This window comes from Kitasatospora sp. NPDC001175 (assembly GCF_053598215.1).
In genome coordinates, this window is the sequence record NZ_JBSFJU010000002.1 from 259,131 (window position 1) to 275,854 (window position 16,724).

At 72.0% G+C, this 16,724-nt stretch carries 15 protein-coding genes; 8 read left to right on the forward strand and 7 right to left on the reverse strand.

The features are described from left to right. Nucleotides 1-288: 288 nt before the first annotated feature. Complete coding sequence (locus ACWDAK_RS03095; protein WP_427394419.1) at nucleotides 289-888, forward strand: NUDIX domain-containing protein; 600 nt, start codon at nucleotides 289-291, stop codon at nucleotides 886-888. Nucleotides 889-931: 43 nt separating this feature from the next. On the opposite strand, the gene ACWDAK_RS03100 is transcribed toward ACWDAK_RS03095, so the two are convergent. Continuing rightward, nucleotides 932-1,531 (reverse strand): TetR/AcrR family transcriptional regulator, encoded by a 600-nt coding sequence (locus tag ACWDAK_RS03100; protein ID WP_427394437.1) that lies wholly within the window; start codon nucleotides 1,529-1,531, stop codon nucleotides 932-934. Nucleotides 1,532-1,591: 60 nt separating this feature from the next. On the opposite strand from ACWDAK_RS03100, the gene ACWDAK_RS03105 reads away from it, so the two are divergent. Beyond that, nucleotides 1,592-2,455 carry an alpha/beta fold hydrolase gene (locus tag ACWDAK_RS03105; RefSeq protein ID WP_427394418.1) on the forward strand — a complete coding sequence of 288 codons (864 nt, stop codon included), beginning with the start codon at nucleotides 1,592-1,594 and terminating at the stop codon, nucleotides 2,453-2,455. 215 nt (nucleotides 2,456-2,670) lie between these two features. Here ACWDAK_RS03105 and ACWDAK_RS03110 read toward each other — a convergent pair whose 3' ends face one another. Then, nucleotides 2,671-2,868, reverse strand: coding sequence for a hypothetical protein (locus tag ACWDAK_RS03110; protein ID WP_427394417.1), 198 nt, complete (start codon nucleotides 2,866-2,868; stop codon nucleotides 2,671-2,673). 47 nt (nucleotides 2,869-2,915) lie between these two features. On the opposite strand from ACWDAK_RS03110, the gene ACWDAK_RS03115 reads away from it, so the two are divergent. Together ACWDAK_RS03115 and ACWDAK_RS03120 are read left to right on the forward strand one after the other, a co-directional pair. Beyond that, a complete protein-coding gene (locus ACWDAK_RS03115; RefSeq protein ID WP_427394416.1) occupies nucleotides 2,916-3,932 on the forward strand; it encodes a glycoside hydrolase family 19 protein in 1,017 nt (338 codons plus the stop codon). Between the two features lie 439 nt (nucleotides 3,933-4,371). Beyond that, nucleotides 4,372-5,988 carry a hypothetical protein gene (locus tag ACWDAK_RS03120; RefSeq protein WP_427394415.1) on the forward strand — a complete coding sequence of 539 codons (1,617 nt, stop codon included), beginning with the start codon at nucleotides 4,372-4,374 and terminating at the stop codon, nucleotides 5,986-5,988. A 103-nt stretch (nucleotides 5,989-6,091) separates the two neighbouring features. On the opposite strand, the gene ACWDAK_RS03125 is transcribed toward ACWDAK_RS03120, so the two are convergent. Together ACWDAK_RS03125 and ACWDAK_RS03130 are read right to left on the reverse strand one after the other, a co-directional pair. Next, nucleotides 6,092-6,844: a ferritin-like domain-containing protein gene (locus tag ACWDAK_RS03125; RefSeq protein WP_344636433.1), complete on the reverse strand. Its 753-nt coding sequence runs from the start codon at nucleotides 6,842-6,844 to the stop codon at nucleotides 6,092-6,094. A 445-nt stretch (nucleotides 6,845-7,289) separates the two neighbouring features. Beyond that, nucleotides 7,290-8,072 (reverse strand): alpha/beta fold hydrolase, encoded by a 783-nt coding sequence (locus tag ACWDAK_RS03130; RefSeq protein ID WP_344636432.1) that lies wholly within the window; start codon nucleotides 8,070-8,072, stop codon nucleotides 7,290-7,292. A 171-nt stretch (nucleotides 8,073-8,243) separates the two neighbouring features. Between ACWDAK_RS03130 and ACWDAK_RS03135 the strand changes: the two genes are divergently transcribed. Then, entirely contained in the window at nucleotides 8,244-9,104 is an 861-nt protein-coding gene (locus ACWDAK_RS03135) for a helix-turn-helix domain-containing protein (RefSeq protein WP_344636431.1), read from the forward strand. Nucleotides 9,105-9,232: 128 nt separating this feature from the next. After that, nucleotides 9,233-10,027 carry a pyrimidine reductase family protein gene (locus ACWDAK_RS03140; protein WP_344636430.1) on the forward strand — a complete coding sequence of 265 codons (795 nt, stop codon included), beginning with the start codon at nucleotides 9,233-9,235 and terminating at the stop codon, nucleotides 10,025-10,027. On the opposite strand, the gene ACWDAK_RS03145 is transcribed toward ACWDAK_RS03140, so the two are convergent. After that, entirely contained in the window at nucleotides 9,988-11,001 is a 1,014-nt protein-coding gene (locus ACWDAK_RS03145; RefSeq protein WP_344636429.1) for a hypothetical protein, read from the reverse strand. The two genes, ACWDAK_RS03140 and ACWDAK_RS03145, sit on opposite strands and share 40 nt — an antisense overlap. A 171-nt stretch (nucleotides 11,002-11,172) precedes the next feature. On the opposite strand from ACWDAK_RS03145, the gene ACWDAK_RS03150 reads away from it, so the two are divergent. Next, on the forward strand, nucleotides 11,173-11,370 hold the full coding sequence (locus ACWDAK_RS03150; RefSeq protein ID WP_344636428.1) for a superinfection immunity protein: 198 nt from the start codon (nucleotides 11,173-11,175) through the stop codon (nucleotides 11,368-11,370). A 16-nt stretch (nucleotides 11,371-11,386) separates the two neighbouring features. Here the strand turns inward: ACWDAK_RS03150 and ACWDAK_RS03155 are convergent, their stop codons facing one another. After that, complete coding sequence (locus ACWDAK_RS03155) at nucleotides 11,387-12,127, reverse strand: class I SAM-dependent methyltransferase (RefSeq protein ID WP_344636427.1); 741 nt, start codon at nucleotides 12,125-12,127, stop codon at nucleotides 11,387-11,389. A gap of 319 nt (nucleotides 12,128-12,446) precedes the next feature. Between ACWDAK_RS03155 and ACWDAK_RS03160 the strand changes: the two genes are divergently transcribed. Next, nucleotides 12,447-14,618 (forward strand): PIG-L family deacetylase, encoded by a 2,172-nt coding sequence (locus tag ACWDAK_RS03160; protein ID WP_427394414.1) that lies wholly within the window; start codon nucleotides 12,447-12,449, stop codon nucleotides 14,616-14,618. Between the two features lie 54 nt (nucleotides 14,619-14,672). On the opposite strand, the gene ACWDAK_RS03165 is transcribed toward ACWDAK_RS03160, so the two are convergent. Then, nucleotides 14,673-16,526 (reverse strand): stealth family protein, encoded by a 1,854-nt coding sequence (locus tag ACWDAK_RS03165; protein ID WP_344636425.1) that lies wholly within the window; start codon nucleotides 16,524-16,526, stop codon nucleotides 14,673-14,675. Between the last annotated feature and the right edge of the window lie 198 nt (nucleotides 16,527-16,724).

The window sequence follows — 16,724 nt, forward strand, 5'->3', positions numbered from 1 at the left end:
AAGGGGCACGGGCCTGTCCCGTGCAAGAGTGCGACGGTCAGGTCGAGTTGTCCGCCCAGGCAGTCGATGGCGTGTGGGATTGGCGCTGCCTCGGCTGCGGGGCCTTCGGTTACACGCTCCCGCCTGGCTACGCGGCGGCGCATCCTGGCGAGCAGTTCCTGCAACTGGTCGGCCGCCGAGTGAACGCCAGCGCGAAGCCCGTTTCGTGAACCGCGAGTTGATGTCCGTCGCGCTGCTGGCGCGGCGCGTACCCCTGCCCTGCACGTTCCCGACGACGGAGACCCCTGTATGACGTACCGTCCCACCGCCTTCATGAACACGGACTACGGAGCGTGGGCGGATCACCCGGAGCCGGCCGCCCCGGACCGAATCGCAGCAACCGGCAAGCGGATCAGTCCGCCCGTCACGCCGTCGCAGCCAGGTGACCAGTACTCCCGGATCCGGATGGGGTGTCAGGCCCTGATCATCAACCCCCAGGGCCTCGTGCTGCTCGTCAACTCGGATCGCAGGGAAGGCTGGAGCCTGCCCGGCGGCACCGCTCGCGACGACGAGTTGCCGCACCTCGCCGTCACCCGTGCCGTACGCGCGGAGACCGGGCTTGACCTGCACTTCAGCGACGCCCTCATCGTGGACATCACGCCCCACCCGTACGAACCCCGGGGCGTCGACCACGTCTTCACGGCGCAGGTCACCGCCCGGACCGCAGCCACCGCGACCATTCCGGCGAGGGCGCTCGCCGAGGTCGGTGAAATCGCCTGGGTCGAGCCGGACTCCATTCCCGACCGGTGCACCGAGGAGCGGACCCGTCGCATCTGGTCCGCCCTGCTGCGTCTCACCGATCCGTTCGCACCCGTGTACCACGTCGACGGCCGTCCGATCGGCGTCTGACCCGGAACGTCGGGCGGGACTCGGAGCCGGCCCTCGTCGTCTCTCAGGGAGACCGGAACAGTTCGTCCAGGTGGTGGTTGAGGATCGCCAGTGCGGCCTCGCCGGTGCGCTGGTAACCCAACACGCTTGAGCCCAGGCCGTTGACCATGGCCAGCAGTCCGGCCGCGGTCATCTCGGGGTTCCGGTCGGGGGCGATCTCCCCGGCCTGCTGGGCCGCGCGGAGCTGCTTGGCGAGGAAGCCCTCGAGCAAGTCGGGCTGGGATGTGCCGTGCTTCCCCACCAGTTCGGGATCGTTGAGGACCAGGGTGTAGTAGGCGGCGTAGGTCCTGGTGATCCGGCGGCTCTCCGGGTCGGTCGGCAGGATGCTCGACAGGATCGCAGTCACGATGCTGCGCGGTGTGGGCGGGGAGCCCGCCGCTCTGATCCAGCTCTCCATGCGGGCCTGGAGCTGGGTGCCGAGCCTGGCCAGCGCGTCCAGCAGAAGCGCCTGCTTGGTGGTGAAGTAGTACTGCACCAGCCGCAGCGAGACGCCGGCTTCGGCGGCGACCGCCCGCATGCTGGCCGACTGCAGGCCCTGGGTGTCGGCGATGCGCAGCAGCGCCTCGGCGATCTGCCTTCTGCGCTCCTCGTGATCCACCCGCACGGTCATGACGCGACCTCTCTCTCCTGGTACACCCGTATCATGCCGTGATACACATGTATCATGAGAATCAGCGAGTTCAGGAACGGCCAGGCCAGGGACCGGTTCCGCGCCGCCTACGAGCGGACCCTGGAGGAACTGTGGCCGGGGCCACGGACGGCGCTCGACATCACGACCGCCTTCGGGACCACCCGCGTCTACCGGACCGGGCCGCAGGGCGGCGAGCCGATCGTGCTGCTGCCCGGCTCGGGCGGAAATGCTCTGATGTGGCATCGGTACATCGACGTGCTGGCTCGGCGCCGTCCGGTCATCGCCGTCGACACGGTCGGCGAGCCGGGCGCCAGCGTGCAGACCGCCCCGATCGGTGACGGCCGGGACGGCGCTGCCTGGCTGGACGAAGTCCTGGCCGCACTGGAGGTGCCGGCCGCCCATGTCGTCGGCTGCTCCTACGGCGGCTGGCTGGCGCTCAACCACCAGATCCACCGGCCCGGCCGGACTGCCGGCCTCACCCTGGTGGATCCGGCGGGCTTCGCCGATTTTGGCCCCCGGTTCTACGCCTGGCTGATCGCCGGCGGGCTCGCCGCAGCCGCGCCGCGTCCACTCCGTCCCCGCCTGGCCCGCCTGGTCGGCAACAGCGCCATCCTGGAGAGCGAACTCATGGGCCTGATGCGCGCGTCGATGGGATTCCGTCGTGCACTCCCGGTGCCCCCGGTCTTCTCCGACGAAGAACTGCGCCGCCTGCGCGTCCCATCGCTGTTCCTGCTCGGGGAACGCAGCGCCATGCACGACTCACGCGAGGTCGCCGACCGCCTCGGCAGGCTCGTGCCCTCCGCCCGGGTGGAGATCGTGCCCGGCGCGGGCCACGCGCTGCCAACTGACCAGCCGGCCTTGGTGGCTGAGCGCATCCTCAACGTCGCCGGGCGGTAGCCCTGCTTGCTGGACCGACTCCGGGCCATCGGCTCTCCGCACGGCCGAGACGGATCCAGGACGCGCTCCGGGACCCGGCACTACGGGTGCAGCCGGAGCCTGATCGCCGTGCGGGTGACGGTGCCACGGAACACGTGGGCGCGCTTCTCGTATCGGGCGGCCACCACCGTTCCTGAAGACTGAGCGGGAGTGAGTTCTGTTGCCAGAACCCATGCTCAGCCGGGGTCGAGCGGCTGGTGGAGGTGGTGCGGGAGGTCGGAGCCCGGGCCGCTCGCGGGGTAGCTGCACCGGTTCGGGTCGAGCGCAGCGGTCCGGCCGACCGCAGCCAGCAGTTCGAGCGGCAGCTCCTTGTCCCACTGGCCGATGGTGAGCGCGAGCCAATGGCCGCGATCGCGGAACTGCCACGCCTGCATGCAAGCGCATACTCGCGCTGCTCTCCGCCGCGTTCACGGTGCTGGCAATGGCCGTGCTGCTTCCCGCGGCCGCCGCCAACGCGGCCTCCTGTGCAGCGCCGTGGAACCCGGCCACCGCGTACAGCGGCGGGTCCCCGGCCTCGTACGCCGGCCACAACTGGTCCGCGAAGTGGTGGACGCAGAACGAGACCCCGGGCGGTTCCTCCGGAGTCTGGGCCGACCAGGGGGGCTGCGGCGGCCAGGGTGGTCCGACCACGCCGCCCAAGGACGGCTGCAACTACCCGGACTGGGTCGCCGGGCAGTACTACCAGGCCGGCTCGATCGTCCGGTACACCAACGGCGGTTTCTACCGGGCCACTCACGACAACCCCGGCTACGACCCGGTGATCAGCACCTGGTACTGGGAGCCGTACGCCTGCGGCCCCAGCCAGCCGCCCGGCCCGGGCCAGTTCCCGGTCAGTGAGGCCCAGTTCAACCAGATGTTCCCGAACCGGAACTCCTTCTACAGCTACTCCGGGTTGACCGCCGCGCTCGGCGCCTACCCGGCCTTCGCCGCCACCGGCAGCGACACCGTCCGCAAGCAGGAGGCCGCCGCCTTCCTCGCCAACGTCAGCCACGAGACCGGCGGGCTGGTCTACGTCGTCGAGCAGAACACCGCCAACTACCCGCACTACTGCGACGCCAACCAGCCCTACGGCTGCCCGGCAGGACAGGCCGCCTACTACGGGCGCGGACCGCTCCAGCTCAGCTGGAACTTCAACTACAAGGCCGCCGGCGATGCTCTCGGCATCGACCTGCTGCACGACCCCAACCTGGTGCAGAACGACTCCGCCGTCTCCTGGAAGACCGCGCTCTGGTACTGGAACACCCAGCGGGGCCCCGGCACCATGACGCCGCACGACGCCATCGTCAACGGTCGCGGCTTCGGCGAGACCATCCGCAGCATCAACGGCTCGATCGAGTGCAACGGCGGCAACCCCGCCCAGGTGCAGAGCCGGATCAACGCGTACCAGAGCTTCACCCGGATCCTCGGCATCGACCCCGGCCCGAACCTGGGTTGCTGACGATCAGTCATTGAGTCAACCCGTCGACTCCCGGATCGCCAGGGCGAGGCGGTCGGGGTGAACGGACCGGCGAGGCTGGCGCGAACATGGTCGTCGAGAGCGCTCCGAGTCGTGTTCGTCCGGCTCGCCGGTCCCGGGTCGACCCGAGTCGGATGTGCTGATGGGAAGCCGTCCGGGGGCGACCAGTTGTCGACGGCAAAGCGCTGGTGCAGGCCGGCATCAAGGCCGGGGGTGGGTGTGCCCGCGCGGGTCGTGCGCTGTGGCGTCGGCGGGTGTGCGGGGCGGGAAGGAATCGGATCGTTTACGCACGATGTCGTGCGGATCTGATCTCTTGAGCATTGCTTGAGCAACGGTTTACCTTTGCTGACTACTTGTCAGTAGCATGCCGGTGCAGGCAAGTTCTGCCTTCCCTACCCTCGTAACGAAGGTGATCACCAGCTTGTCCATACGTACCTTCGCGCTGCCCGCGCTCGCCGCAACCGCGTTGTTCACGCTCTGCGGCTGCAATCCGACCACGCCGGCGGACCGGTCGACCGATGCCGCGGCCACGGCCGCCGAGGCCGCGTCCGCCCCGATCGCCCAGACCGCTTCGAGCCGGGTGACCGGCCTGGACTCCACTGGCGCCTCGAAGGTGGTGCTGGCGACTTCGGCTGCGGAGACCTCTACGGCCGGCCAGGCCACCACCGGCTCGCCGAACGTCGCGCTGGCCAGCCCGTCCCCGTCCGGAGCGCCCGCCGCGGTCGGCACTCCCGACCTGAAGCTGGACTCCTACGACCAGCGGACCGGTGAGGCCGTTCTCGCCGTCGCCGACAAGCCCGCGGCCGCACTCGGCCACAGCGCCTCGGCGTCAGCCCCGGCCTCGGCGTCAGCCCCGGCCTCCGCGTCCGCGTCGACATCCGCGCCCGCCTCGGCCAAGGCCGCGGCCCCGGCCTCCGCGTCCGCCTCGGCCAAGGCCACCGCGGCCGCCGCCGTGGCCGGTGTCCGTGCCGGTCAGCTGATCGACAGTCCGCCGTCCGCGGCCGCGCCGCGCGGTGCGCTGGTCGCGATCACCGACGTGCGGCCGGCCGACGACGGGAAGGTGGCGGTCAGCACCCGCCCGGCCACCATCTCCGAACTGCTCGGCGAGTCCACCGCCAAGCTCCGCAGTGCCCTCGACTCGCACAACATCCAGGTCCAGCCGCTGGTCAAGGACCTCAAGGTCTCCTTCGACGCGCACCCCGGCGGCGGGAGCGGCTCCGTCTCGACGGGGCTGCAGCTGAACGCGAACACCACCGTCCCGCTGCCGCACGGAGCTTCGGTCGGCCTCTCCGGCTCGCTCGAACTCGACCCGACCGTCGACTTCTCCTACCAGGGCGGCCGCGGGATCCTCGGCCCCCAGCAGGCCCGAGTCGGATTCGAGCTCGGCGCGCACGCCAACTGGCACGTCAACGCCGGACTCACCGCATCCGCCACCCCGATCCGGATCCCGGTGGCCAAGCTCCACGCCAGCCCCGTGCTGATGGTCGGACAGCTGCCGGTCGTGGTGAACCTGGACCTCACCCTCGCCGCGCAGATCAGTGCGGACGGCAGTGTCACCGTCGACGTCGAGCAGGACCTCGCCGGTAGCTGGGGCGTCCACGCCGACTACACCAAGGGGAGCGGCTGGACCAAGGCCACCGACCCCGGCACCACCACCATCTCCCCGGTCCGGGCCAAGCTCGCCGGCAACGCCTCGGTGCGCACCGGCCTGGTCGCCGAAGCGTCGGTCGCCCTCTACGATACCGTGGGTGTGAAGGCCACCATCGAGCCGTACCTGAAGACCACGCTGGACGGTTCGGTCGCCATCGACACCAGCGGTGCCGCACCGACCGTCAACGGGAAGTTCGGTCTTTACGGCGGGATCGACATCAACGGCGCCCTGATGGCGCGCATCGCCATCCTCGGCACCCCGATCCTGGAGAAGGACCTGCCGCTCCCGGTCTTCCACCGCGAATGGCCGATCGTGGTGCGCGGTGTCGGAAACGGCGCCGCCGGCAGCCCTGACGACGCCAAGGGTGGCACCGTCAAGAAGAACTGACGTTCAGTCGGTTCAAGCCTGTCCGGGGATCGGTGATCAGGACGATCCCCGGACGGGCCGGAGCAAGGGGCCCCGGCGGTCCGGCGGCGGAGCCCGCGTACCGTCAGGCCGAGAGCGGATGCCGCGAGGCGGCGCCCGCCGTGCGCGCCTGGTGCCTGCCGAGCATGGCCGCCGCGACGCTCGTCGAGGAGCGCATGACTCCGGCGAGGAAGCGGGTCCGCCGCACCTGGAGTGCGTGCAGTGCCGGGCCGTGGTCCAGGATGACGAAGAGGGTGGCGGCCAGCAGCAGGAGGCGCCAGCCGAGTATCGCGACCGGCCGCAGGGCTGCGGGCAGTTCCTCGATCGAGTGGCGAAGGCGCCTGCAGTGGAAGGGGATGTGGCGCCGTTCGTCGGCCAGGATCCTGGCGGTGACCTCGCGGGTGAGCGGGTCCGCGACCCGGTCGCGGACGGTCCGGTAGTACTCGACGGCGACCAGCTCGGCGATCATCAGGACCATCAACTCCAGGCGCATTCCCAGCAGTCGGCGGAACCGCACGAAGATCCGGTCGCTCCAGTGGCCTTCCAGGGTGGCGACGCCACCGGCCGCCAGCAGGCGGGCCAGCTGGCGCCCGTGGTTCTGCTCCTCCGCGACGAACAGGCGGACCGCGGTCGCGTAGGTGTCGTCCCCGGCCTGGTCGGCCTTGCTGATCAGGTTCCGGCCGTCCCCGTCCTCGCCGACCTGGAAGCGCTGCAGGCTGCGCCAGACGGCGGCCGGCAGGGTCGCCCCCTGCGACCAGTCAGGGTCCCCGGCCCTGGCCCGGCGCTCCTTCTCGGCTTCGAACTCCGCCACCCAGTCGGCGAATCCGTCCGTACTCATTTCTTCCCCCTGTGTGTCGGCCGTCGAATGAAGGACGCCCGTCCGTACGGACCGGCCGGGACTCGCCCCGCCGGTCCGGGCGGCGTGCGGACACACCGGTCCCCAAGGCGGGTACGCAGCGGAAACGGCGCGCCGCCGCGGCGTCCTCGACACACCGTAACCTAACATTGAACGCGTTCAAATCCGTGGCCGGTCGACGCGCGGCGGACCCCGTACGGGCTCTGACCTGAGGCCGCGAGTCCGGGAAGACATCGACCACCCCGCCCCGGACGAAGCGGCCGCCTGCACCCCGCTGCCGCCGGCCGCCGGAGCGATCCCGCTCAGCCTCGTCGCGACCGCCCTCCCGACCCAAGCGCTGCTCCGCACCCGCCCGGTGCGGGCGGATGCGGAGCGGGCAGCAGCGGCCCCCGGGGGAGTGCGGCCCGAATCGTCGCCATCCGGTGGCTCAACGGGTGAACTCGTCCACCAGCTTGACGAACTCTTCGGGCTTCTCGAAGAGCGCCACGTGCCCCGCGTCGATCTCGGCGTAGTGGCTGTCCGCGATCGCCGCGTGCAGTGCCCTGCTGTTCTCGACGGGCACGGTGGCGTCCTGGGTGCAGCCGATGACCAGGGTCTTTGCCTGGATGCGGGGCAGCAGGGCGCGGATGTCGACGCGGAGGTCGTAGTCGACGTGGCGCAGGGTGCCCGGGGTGGGCGGCATGTTGGGGATCAGCTGCTCGATCTGCTCGCGGCCGATGGAGTTGAGGAAGTCGCGGCTGAAGCCGGTCATGGTGACGAGCCGTCCGAAGGCCTCGGAGTCGGTCCGCCCCAGCTGCTGCCACAGGGTGAACAGGTTGCGCAGGTACTCGTCGCCGTCGGTGTGGGCCCATCCGGCCACCAGGACCAGCCGCCGTACCAGGTCGGGGCGGAGCGCGGCGACCGCCGCGGTGACCGTGGAGCCCATCGAGAAGCCCAGCAGGTCGACCGGGCCGGTGCCCGCGTTCTCGATGACGGCGATCACCTGGGCCGCCAGGCCCTCCACGGTCAGCGGCGAGCCGTCGTCGGTGGTGCGGTCGGAGCCGGACAGGTCCGGGGTGATGACGGTGCGGTGCCCGGTGAAGGACGGGACGGTCTGGCCCCAGTTCACCGCCGCGCCGCCGGATCCGGTGCCGTGGACCAGGACGAGAGTCGGGCCGGAGCCGGTGCGCTCGTAGTGGACCTGGGCGCCGGCGACGGAAACGGTTGCCATGGTGGTACTCCTCGACTCTCCCGGCCGCTGCCGGGGTGCTGCCCGGCGCTGCCGGGGCCGGGCGTTCGCTCCGGCACCGCCAAGACTTCCGCCGACCGGTCCGGGGCGGGAGAGCTTCGTTGAGCCTGGGATCGGCAGTCCCTGGTTCGGCCCGGGCACGGGTCGGGCAAGATGTCCGGCATGATCATCAACCGTGCTGAGCTGGCCGACTTCCTGCGCTGTTCCCGGGACCGGGTACGCCCGCAGGACGTGGGCCTGCCCTCCGGTCCCCGGCGCCGGACCCCGGGGCTGCGGCGCGAGGAGGTCGCCCAGCTCGCCGGGATGTCGGCCGACTACTACATCCGGCTGGAGCAGGCCCGCGGCCCGCAGCCGTCGCCGCAGATGCTCTCCGCGCTCGCCCGGGCGCTGCGGCTGAACGTGGACGGACGCGACCACCTGTACCTGCTCGCCGGGCACCGCCCGCCCGCCGCCCACGCCGCCGGTGACCACGTCAGCCCCGGCCTGCTGCATCTGCTCGACCAACTCCCCACCACCCCGGCCCAGGTGCTCAGCGACCTCGGCGACGTCCTCGCCCAGAACGCCGTCGCCCAGGCGCTGCTCGGTGGGGTGTGCACGGTGTCCGAGCACGGCCGGAACGTGGTCTGGCGCTGGTTCGGCGACCCCGCCGTCCGCGCCGCGTACCCCGTCGAGGAGCACGACCACTACAGCCGCCTCCATGTGGCCGACCTGCGCGCCGCCACCGGCCGCCGCTCGGGCGACCCGGCCGCCGTCCGGCTGGTGGAGCGGCTGCGCGCCGCCAGCCCCGAGTTCGGGGCCCTGTGGAACCTGCACGAGGTCGCCGTCCGCCGCCACACCCGGATGCGGGTCCTCCACCCCGTGATCGGACCCGTCGACCTCGACTGCCAGGTCCTGCTCGCCCCCGAGGGCGACCAGCGCCTCGTCCTCTACACCCCGCCGCCCGGCACCGACGCGGCCAGCCGCCTCGCCCTCCTCGACGTGGTCGGCACCGAGCGGTTCAGCCCGACCGGCTGAGCCCGGAGGCATCCGGGGCGGACGGGCACGGCGAACTCGCGTTTCCCTGGCGGCTGGTGACAGGTCGGCACACCGTCGGCCCGGCCGTTGGACCGCGACAGGGACGCGAGGGTGCCAGACTGGTCGGCATGCGGCAGCTGTACCCCCAACCCGTGGTGGTGGCACCGGAGTCGGACCGGACCCGGTGGCTGGCCGAGGTGTACCGCTATCCGGCAGAGGCGGCGGCCGGGCGGCCCTGGGTGCGGGCGTGCATGGTGTCGGCGCTGGACGGGGCGGCGGTGTGGCGGGGCCGGTCGGGCGGCCTCTCGGGGCCGGCGGACGCGGAACTGCTGGGCGTGCTGCGGGCGTTGGCCGACGCGGTGCTGGTCGGTGCGGGGACGGCGCGCAGTGAGGGGTACGGACCTGCCGAGGTGCACCCGGAGCTGGTGCGGGCCAGGTCGGCCGCCGGGCAGGAACCGGCGCCCGCGATCGCGGTGGTGAGCGCCCGGCTGGACCTCGATCCCGCCTCGGACCTCTTCGCCCGCCCCGCGGCGTCCCCCGGCGCACGGACCATGGTGATCACCGCACGCCGGGCACCGGCCGCCGCCCGGCGGGCGTTGGAGCGGGTCGCCGAGGTGGTCGTCGCGGGCGAGGAGCAGGTCGAACCATCGCTTTTGATGCGCGAGTTGACGGCGCGCGGGCTGTGCCGGGTGCACTGCGAGGGCGGTCCGCGGTTGCTCGGCCGGCTGTGGGCGGCCGGGCTGCTGGACGAGCTCTGCCTGACCGTCTCCCCGCTGCTCACGGCGGGCGAGAGCCCGCGCATCCTGGATCAGCGGGGTGCGGCGGACCGGACCAGGATGGTCCTCGCCGCCGTGTTGGAGGAGGACGGCTTCCTCTTCACGCGCTACACCCGGAGCCGGGCGGCCGGCCCCTCCTCGCGGTAGGCGCGGCTGTCGCGTTCGACCTGGTCGAGCACCTCGCGCGCGGCGCGGATCCGAGCCTCCAGGCGGTCCAGCACCCAGACCCGGGCCGCCGTCACCAGGCCGATGTTGCTGCCGCCCTCGGCGATCTCGCCCGGTGGGGTCCAAAGCCCGTTCCTGGTGCGCCGCTTCATGATGTCGTCGGCCTCGCGCAGCACCGCGTTCACGGCGCCGTGGATCTCCACCCGGTGGTCGTGGGACCACTGCGGATCCGACGACCGTCCGAGCTGCTGCTCGAACCGGCTGAGCGCGGGTGGGCTCTGGCGGCGCCAGCCGGTGCGCAGCAGCGCGTCGGCCCGGCCGAGCGCCGCGGCCACCGCGTCTTCGGAGGGCGGGAGCCGGCGGCCGTTCCGGTGGATCGTGCCGGGCTCGGCGAGCATCCAGCCCTGGGCGACGGCCTCGCAGGCCAGCAGTAGCCCGAGCCCCGCCCCGCCGGGTTCGTCGAGCCGGTCGCCGAGAGCGCGCAGCAGCTCGGTCCGTACGGTCAACGCCGCTCCTGGGGCCGGGAGTTGACCGGAGCGGAGGGTGCCGGCCAGGATGCCCGGTGCGATCGGACCGGGCGGTGGACCGTCGGGGTCGGCCGCCGTGGTCCCGTCGGGCAGCAGCTGCAGGCCCGGCGAGAGGCACCAGCCGAGCTCGGGGCGCGCGGTCATGAGCTCGATGTCCCGCTTCAGCGCGTCCTGCGGGAGCAGCCCGTCGGCGTCCAGGGTCCGCAGCAGGCATCCGGTGGTGCGGGTGAGTGCGTCCCGGTCGCAGGCCGGCGCTGCCGCGGAGATCCGTCCGTCCTCGGGCAGCCCGGCCTCCGGCAGGTCCCGGACGCCCCGGAGGACCCACTGCCACTGCCAGCCGTCGGGCAGCCGTTGGGCGGACAGCGAGCGGTACGCCTCCGGGAGGCGGTGCTCGTCGGGCACGACGGTGACCACGCTGATGGTGGGCATTGCTGCCGCCTTTCGGGAGGCTGACCGGCCGCAGCCGATGCTAGGGGCTGGTGTGCCGGTTGGTGAAGAGGTGGCCACACTGGGTGGCCGGGGCTGGCGTGCGTGCCTGCGGTGCGACAACGTGCATTCCGCCATCTGTCCTTCACCGCAAGGGACTTGTACGCTCGCAGCATGGTGAGAAGCGGGGGAGTGTCGGTGTTCCTGGTCGTCGGGGTGGTGGTGTACTTCGTCCCGACTCTGGTCGCCTTCCTGCGCGGCACCTTGAACAAGGGGTCCGTGCTGGTCGTCAACCTGTTCCTGGGCTGGACCTTCCTCGGCTGGGTGGTCGCGCTGGCGATGTCCTTCAGCGGCTCGCGCTCGCAGCGGTAGCGGCGGCCCGGGGCCGTCAGGCCAGCCGCCGGAGCCGGAGCAGGTCCGGGCGGTAGCCGTCCTCCGGGTCGAAACCAGCCTCGGCCAACTCCTTCGCCAACTCGTCGTCGGCCAGCGGCCACTGGTGGAAGGTCTCGTGGGCCCGCCGGATCTCCCGGCCACGCCGGTGCACCAGGTAGAGGTAGTCGAGCCGGATGCGGTCGTGCTCCGGCCGCTCGGTCAGCCAGGCGGTGTAGACGTCCGCTCCGACCCGGGCCTCGCCGACACGATGGCGTCCGGCCCCGGTGAGCAGCGCGGTGGGCGGGCGGTCCACGAACAGCAGGCCGTCCGGTAGCAACCAGTCGGCGAGGGCGTGCCAGACCTCTCGGCGCTCGGCGGGCGGCAGGCAGGCGATCACCCGGAGGCAGACGGCCAGGTCCACCTCCGCCGACAGCCCGAGCTGCTGGGCACGGCAGGGATGGACCGTCACCCGCCCGAGCGCTTCGCTGCCGGCCGAGGCCAGCCGGGAGAGCAGGACCGCCCGCATCGCGGCGGCCGGCTCCACCGCGTGCACCGGCACGGTCGAGGCGCCGAGCAGCACCGCGGTCACCAGCCCGGTGCCGGCGCCGAGTTCCACGATCCCGATCCGGGCGGCCGCGGCGGGACCGCGCAGCGCCAGTGCCTGGCGCCGGTACTGCGCACCGTGCAGGACGTCGTAGAACTCCGCGGAGACCGCGTACGGGGCCTCCGCGCCCGGCTCGCGGGGCGCCTGCTCCATCAGTCCATCATCGGCGCAACTCCACCGTCCCTCAATCGCTGCCGGGCAGCCGGACGCGCTCCGTTGCGCGGCCGTCGCCCTGTGTCGCCGCGCCGGACGGATGTGGTGAGGCGGCCACCGGGGCAGCCGGGAGGGCATCGGCCGCTTGCCGGGCGTGACCCGGCCGATGGATCCGCTGCCGGGTGAATCGCTGATGGACACCCATGACCAGGGGCCCAACAGCGAATTTTAGTATTGTTCCCCGAAACAGATCTTGACACGGGGACCCCCACTTCAGCGGAGCGCGGCCGACCCCGACACTGCCCAGGGGGACCGACCCGTGAGCCCGATTCCAGCCGCGCAGGACAGCGCGCCCGAAGCCGTACCGACCCGGTGGACCGCTCGTACGTGGGGCCGCCGGACCGTCATCGGCGCCGGGCTGGCCGCGCTCTCACTGACCGGCCTCGGCGGGATGTTCCGGGCCGGCCCGGACGAGGACGAGGCCGCTCTGACGGACCTGTCCAGGGCCGGCGGCGCGCCCACCGGAGAGCGCTGGCACGGCTCGCACCTGCAGATCATCGCGCACCCCGACGACGACCTGTACTTCATGAACCCGCTGCTCCAGCGCTCCATCGCGGAAGGCTCCACGGTGGCCACCGTGGTGATGACCGCCGGTGAGGCCGACGGCAAGAACAGCCCCACCGACGACGACCGGGAACACGAGAGGACCCCGACCGACAAGCCCGGCTACACCGAGGCCCGGCACAACGGACTCCGCTCGGCCTACGCGCTGATGGCCACCGGCAACCAGCGGGCCGCCTGGCGCCGCGAGGTGGTGACCCTCGGCGACGGTGCCCAGGTGGAGCGCTGCACCCTCGCCGAGCGCCCGGCGGTGCAGCTGTACTTCTTCAACCTCGCCCAGAACCTGCACGGTTCGGCCAAGGCGCCGGACGGCACCGGTGTGCGGATGCGCACCCTCTGGTCCCAGGACGTCCCGCTGGAGAGCACCCTGCCCGGCACCGGCTCGCCGGTCACCCAGCCGCAGGACTTCAGTCGCGACCGGGTCGTCGCCTGCCTGGTCGACCTGCTGAAGCAGCGCCGGCCCACCGTGCTGCGCACCCTGGACCCGGACCCCGAGCACGACCCGTACGAGCCGGGCATCTCGCTCGCCGACCACATCGACCACACCGCGACCGCCCAGTTCGTGCTGGCCGCGCTGCGCCAGTACACCGAGCAGACCGGCGAGCGCCCGGTGGTCGAGCACTTCCGCGGTTACACCAGCAAGTTCTGGCCGTCGAACCTGAGCTACGCGGCCAAGGCCGAGAAGCGCAAGTACCTGATGCCGTACGCGGGTTACGGCGCCCCGTGCCCGGCGAACGACTGCGGCGACTACCAGGTGCGCCCCGACCCCGGGGACTCCACCCACATCATCAGCACCGCCTACCGCTACACCCCCGACACCGACTGGCTGGTCAAGGACGGCACCGGCCGGCTGAACGCCTTCGCGGTGCTCGGCGGCCGGGTGGCGCACTGGGCCGAGCAGGCACCCGGGAGCGGGAGCTGGGGCGCGGTCCGCTACCTGGCCGGCGACTGGCTGATGCCCAGGCTCCAAGTGCGGCTGGACAAGGCGGGCCGGGTCCAGCTGGTCGCGCTGCGGCGCTGGGCCGGGGAGAAGGACGCGGTCGGGGTGGAGGTGGTGCGGGCGGTGCAGAGCACCCCCGGCGGCGACTTCGGCCCCTGGGAGTCGCTGGAGGGCCCGGACTACGGCAACTCCGACCAGCGGGTGCGCCGTGAGATCGGCGGTCCTGCCGCCGCCTTCGACGCGGACGGGCGCCTCCATGTCTTCGTCCGCAACTTCGCCCACGGGCTGAGCCACCGCCACGAGCTGCCGCAGGGCGGCTGGAGTCCCTGGCAGAAGCTCGGCGGAGCGCGGCTGCAGGACGCGGTGACCGCGTTCACCGGCCACGACGGTACGGTCCAGGTCTTCGCGACGGACACCTACGGCGTGCTGCGCTGGCGTCAGGCGCAGCCGGGTGGCGAGTTCCGGGAGGAGCGCATCGGCGTCCCGGTGCCGGTCGCCGGCTCGGTCACCCCGGTGGAGTCCGCTCCCGGTCGGCTCACCCTCTACTACCGGGAGGCCGGCAGCTGCGACGTGGTGGCCTACCGACAGGAGTCCGACGGCGAGCACTGGCCGCCGCTGCCGGCCGTCCTCGCCGGGCACGACGGCATCGGCGAGGTCGCGGTGGCCCGGCACGGCTCGGGCGGCCGCGGCGGCACCGCGGTCGCGGACCGGGCCGGGTCCGGGCTGCTGAGCCTGCTGGTCGCGGGTCCGGGCACGGCGGGGATCGCCTGGGCGGAGAGCGGCGGGCAGCTGGTGTACGCCCCGGCCCTCGCAGAGGACTCGACCGGCCGGATGGTGGCAGCGGTGATCGGCACCGACGCCCGCCTCCACCTCACCCGCCGGTCGGCCCCGGACGGCGGCAGCGCCTTCGGGCCCTGGACCACGGTCTGAACGCGCGCTCCCCGGGCGCTTCCCGGTTGGGTGCCCGGTCCGGCGCCGCTCGGTTCACCGCTTCTCGAAGGGGCTGGGCTGCGGGAAGTACGCGTTCAGGAACGGCTGCAGCAGCTCCAGCTGGTTCGCCAGGTCCTTGCGGTCCGAGACGGTGTCGTTGATGCAGAAGACGTCCAGGTCCCGGGCGGCGAGGATGCGGGCGAGCCGCCGCGATGTGCTCTGGTGCATCAAGTCCAGGTAGGCGTACTTGAGTTCGGACGGCACGGCGCGGGCGCTGTGGTAGCCGTAGTAGTGGTGCAGCGATGAGGCCACCGACAGGTCCGAGGGGCTGCGGAACTTGGCCTCCGAGGTGGCCTGGTGCAGCTCCTTGAAGTGCTCCTCGATCTCGGACAGCACCTCGCGTCGCAGCGCGTGCGGAACGTGCTGCATCTTCTGCACCAGCGTGCTGCCGAAGTCCTCCTCGATCAGCCGCCGGTTGTTCTTGGCCGCCGCCGAGACCGGCGAGTCCAGCAGCGAGGGGGTGGTGCCCAGCGGTACGGCCGCAACCGACGGGAAGAACTTGCTCAGCCCGTTGGAGTGGAAGAACAGCTGCGGCGAGATCGGGCGGCCCAGGAAGACGTCGTCGTTGAAGTAGAGGAACTGCTCGGACAGCCCCTCGATGTGGTGCAGCTGGCTTTCGATGGCGTGCGAGTTGAAGGTCGGCAGGACGTCCTTGTCGCGGAAGATCTCCCGGTGGCTGAGCACCTTGATCCGGGGGTTGGAGGTGTCCAGCCAGGGGGGAGTCTGGTCGTCGGTGACCAGGTAGACGGTGCGCACCCAGGGCGCGTTCAGGTGCAACGACCGCAGCGAGTAGCGGAGTTCGTCCCGGCTCATGTAGCGCGCGTCGTTGGCGGCCTCGGGGTTGAGGTCCCGGGCGGAGCCGTCGGCCTCGGCGCGGCGGCGCTGCCAGGCCGGGTCGTTGCCGTCCACCCAGGTGTAGACGACGTCGATGGGGAAGCGGATGTCCTCGGGCAGCGCGCGGGCGAACTCGGGCCGGGTCGGGACCGGGTTCTCGGGGCGGTCCCAGGCCTCCAGCCGGGTGAACATGCCGACGGGCGCGGGGACGGTCTCGTGCCAGGCCGGGACCCGCTCGGTGATCCGGTTGCGGCGCGGGGCGACCAGCTCGCCGTCCTCGGGCGCCCAGAACTCGATGTCGCAGCCGTACTCGTGGCCCATCACATAGGTGGTGCCGGGGTCGGCGTGGAACCAGGTCATCCGGATGACCTCGGCCTGCGCGACGGTGGACCAGGTGTGCTTCTCGAAGCCGGGCTCGGAACGGGTCGGTACGGTGGGCCGGTCGGTCGGCATGACCGAGACGTAGCCGGGGACGGTGGCGCAGAGTGCCGCCAGCGCCCGGTGCGCGGCCGGACGGTCGGCGCGCGAGACGGCGACGGTGGCGGAGGTCTCCTGGAAGCCGCGGACGGCGAAGCAGTCGATCCCGGCCTCGGCCAGGGCGGTGCGGACCAGGGTGAGGTTGTCGTTGCGGGCCTGCAGCGGGGCGGCGTCCGGGCGGAGGCTGACGATCTTCCGCGCCCGGCCGACCTGGATCAGGGTGACCCGGCCCGACTCGAACAGTGCGGGGTGGCGCTTGGCCAGCAGACCGCCGTGCACCGTGGCGACCTTCTGCTGGACCGAGAGGCTGCGGGAGAGCCGGTGGATCACCTGGGTGCGGAGCTCGTACGGGACCATGCCGGCGATGGCCGCGCGGCTGCGCTCGGGGAGCAGCCGCCGGTACACCCGGACGACCTTCGAACGCTCCGACTGGAGCACGCCGACGGTGCTGGGGGCGGTCGGTGCGACGGCCGACTGTTTCTTGGCGGGGAGTGCCGTCTGCCCGCCAGGTTCGCCGTCTATTCGCGAGCCAGCCAACGTATCCCCCTGGTGCATGGATTCCGGAGCTCACCGTCCGTCAGTCGGATCGGACACTTAATTTCATCACATCTTCATCCCCCTCAGTCTTGAGTCAAGGGGCGTCTGTCGCTCCTTCGGGAGATGTCGAGGCTTATGTCCGGTTTGCTGACTTTCGATGTGGTGTCCCGGTGGCGTGGGCGAGGCTGCGCGCGGCCG